Source organism: bacterium (genome assembly GCA_040756715.1).
GTDB lineage: Bacteria > UBA9089 > UBA9088 > UBA9088 > UBA9088 > JBFLYE01.
Genome location: JBFLYE010000189.1, coordinates 1 through 2,486, shown reverse-complemented (window position 1 = coordinate 2,486; position 2,486 = coordinate 1). Strand labels below are relative to the sequence as shown.

General features: G+C 34.0%; 3 protein-coding genes and 1 pseudogene. All 4 read right to left on the bottom strand.

Going from position 1 to position 2,486, the window contains the following annotated elements; all coding sequences use genetic code 11:
- Positions 1-229: YhfC family intramembrane metalloprotease (locus tag AB1397_07230; protein MEW6482769.1), on the bottom strand; the 229-nt coding region annotated here is incomplete at its 3' end.
- Positions 230-390: 161 nt separating this feature from the next.
- Positions 391-1,119: an ATP-binding cassette domain-containing protein gene (locus AB1397_07225; GenBank protein ID MEW6482768.1), complete on the bottom strand. Its 729-nt coding sequence runs from the start codon at positions 1,117-1,119 to the stop codon at positions 391-393.
- Between the two features lie 132 nt (positions 1,120-1,251).
- Positions 1,252-1,935, bottom strand: a pseudogene (locus AB1397_07220) (ABC transporter ATP-binding protein).
- 188 nt (positions 1,936-2,123) lie between these two features.
- Positions 2,124-2,378, bottom strand: coding sequence for a hypothetical protein (locus AB1397_07215; GenBank protein MEW6482767.1), 255 nt, complete (start codon positions 2,376-2,378; stop codon positions 2,124-2,126).
- Between the last annotated feature and the right edge of the window lie 108 nt (positions 2,379-2,486).

Sequence of the window (2,486 nt, the reverse complement as noted above, 5' to 3'; positions counted from 1 at the left end):
AACAAAAGGCAAGATACCATGCCTCTCCTATCCCAAACCCAAAGCCAAGCAAGGCACCCAATGTATATGCATAGCCTTTATCCATTTTTAAGATAAGCCACAAAAATGGTAATACCTTTATAGCCTCTTCTGCTAAAGCACCTATAACAAGGGAAATAGGATGAAACCATAAAGGCCAAGAAGAAGGGTCTTCTTTAATCCCAAAAAGGTTAAATAATTTATCATACATTGGTTTCTTGAGATAAAAATTTACTATTGCACTTAAAGGAATAGCCAGAAATATATATAAAATTGGGTTGTTTATCTTCTTAATCCAAGGACTATATCCCCACAAAAGATAAAGAAATAAGAAAGAAAAAGCTGTAACTATTATGGCTGATATACAGTAATTCATTTTAAGATCGAAGAATGCATCTTTCTAAAAAAGCTATCTTTTTCCAATAATTCCTTTGGATTTTCCATCTCTACAATCTTTCCCATATCCATTACTCCGACCTTATCTGCTATCATCACGGTTGAAAGCCTATGGGCAATAATAATGATTGTGCTTTCCTCTTTTAATTTAAGTAAAGATTCCTTTATCTTTTCTTCCGTCTTTGCATCAATAAAAGAAGTTGGCTCATCTAAGATAAAGACCTTTGGAGAAAGCAAGAATGCCCTTGCCAAAGCAATCCTTTGTGCTTCTCCTCCCGAAATATTCATTCCATCCACTCCAATCTTGGTATGGTATCCTTGAGGAAATCTGTCAATAAAATCAAGACCTGACTTCTCTACTGCTTTTAAAACCTTCTTTTCCTCAACTGATTCTACTCCGTAAGTAATATTCTCCCAGATTGTTCCATTAAAGACATAGTCATTTTGAAGGGTTAAGAGGACAGATTTTTTTAGGGAGAAGATAGAAATATCCTTGAGGTTCATTCCATCAAGAAGTATCTCACCCTCTTGTGGGTCATAGAAGCGAACAAGCAACTTACAAAGGGTTGTTTTTCCTACCCCACTTTTCCCTACTAGGGCAAATATTTGCTTGGGTAATATTTCAAGGTTTATATTATTCAAGATTTTTTGCTTCTCATAGCCAAAAGAGCAGTTTTTTATCAAGAATCTTCCCTCAGGAGGCATAAAATCTATTGCTTCTTTTGCCTCTACAATCTCAGACTCAATTTCCATATATTCTATTACCCTTCTTAGGCTTGCCCTGATATTCTGAAAAGATAAAACAAGGTTTGTCAAGGTAGAGATTGGTTGATAGAGGATATTTGTAAACAAAAGAAAAGCCATAAGGGTTCCAAGGGTCATCTTTCCTTCTATAACCTGCATTCCGCCATACCATAGAATACCAACTGCCCAGAGGTTATTTACTACCAGTGTAATGCTTCCAGAGGCTGTTTGGACCATAAAATATTTTATGGATATTTTTAGCAATTCTTTCAGTTTATCAAGGAAATTTTTTTCCTCCCTATTTTCTGTACCTAATGAACGAATAAGCTCTATTTTATTAAATTGCTCTATAGCATAACCACTAATTTCTTGGTTTTTCTCTTTACTAAGATAAGAATAATACAAGAGTGGCTTTCTAAATTTTATGATTATAATTATCTGAATAGCAAGGATTAAAAAGACAAACAAGGCAAGGTTTTTGTTCCAGGAAACCATAATAATACCACTTACAAGAAGGATTAGCTGAAGTGGAATAGTAACCAGAAATTGGCTCCAGGAGTTTTCTATTACAGCCGTATCTGAAAATAGGCGATAGGAAATCCCACCAGTTGGTGTTTTAGAAAAGAAATCTAAGGAGGCATATTGAATGTTTTTGAAGAGGGCTGTTCTTAGGCGAACACCAGCCCTTCCAAATGACCTGAATATGAGATAATTACAGGAAATAGAGGCTATAAGAAGGGCTATAAGGACACCTAAAGAGAGCAAAAGAATGGCTGTAAGAAGTGAGGGGTCTTTTTAGGATTACAGCATCAATAATAAACCTTGTAAGAAACGGGGTTATTAAAGTGCATAGCTGGCTGATTATCCCTAATAGTGTTCCTATAAAAATCCATGTCTTTTCTTTTTTTGTATAAATTAAAAGAAGGCTTAAATATTCCTTTAGGTCTTTAATCACTTGAATGGGATCAGGCTAAATGTTTCTCCTTTTCAGCTTTTTCTATATAAGATTGTGGATATATCCAAGATAGGCTCCTTAAATGATTTCCATATCCCAATTCATCCTTCATAATCCACTCTTCTTGGTAACCCTCATTTATTAACGCACCTTCTAATTCAGGGTCTATTCTTTCATTTGTAGCCTCATTTAATCTTATCTTACATACCCCCCTAATAGAAATAAATGGTAAGTTATCCTGGCTATATCTTATAGTATCTTCCATTACTTAGTGCAAAAATAGTATTTAAGAAATTTTGAATTCTAAATTTTGAATTTTGAATTGAAAAAGGTTAAGTTTTATAAAATTTTGAATTCTAAATTTTGAATTTTG